We start from the raw sequence: 441 nt of genomic DNA on the forward strand, positions 1-441 counted from the left end.
GCTGCAGCAGCCAGGTGGGGATCACGGACACACGGGACTGCGCCCGCACCCTCACTGCCAGTTACTGCAAAGGCATAAGCTCAAGGCAGGTGCGTGATGGAGTCCTGCTGATTAAAGAAGCCACCAGGCGCGGGTACAGCGAAGCGGAGCCGGGGGACACGGTTGACATCTCCTATGCTGGACAGAACAAAAAGCGGGCGCGCGTGGGGCACGGCGTCTCCTATACCCTCACCACGCACGCGGACAAGGCGGTCGTGGAGAAGGGCATGAGAATCCGCCGTCTCGTCCCGCGGGAATGCCTGCGGCTGCAGGGGTTTTCTGATGGACAGATTGATAAACTGCTGGCTGTGACTTCCGACACCCAGGCCTACCGGCAGGCCGGCAATGCCGTAACCGTCAATGTAGTACACGCCCTCGGACTGCGCATCAAAGCCGCATATA

At 61.2% G+C, this 441-nt stretch carries 1 protein-coding gene; it reads left to right on the forward strand.

Annotated elements, in window-relative coordinates; translation table 11 throughout:
- Positions 1 to 89: 89 nt before the first annotated feature.
- Positions 90 to 441: DNA cytosine methyltransferase (locus E5329_RS29410; protein ID WP_275443909.1), on the forward strand; the 352-nt coding region annotated here is incomplete at its 3' end.

Source organism: Petralouisia muris (assembly GCF_004793545.1).
Classification (GTDB): domain Bacteria; phylum Bacillota; class Clostridia; order Lachnospirales; family Lachnospiraceae; genus Petralouisia; species Petralouisia muris.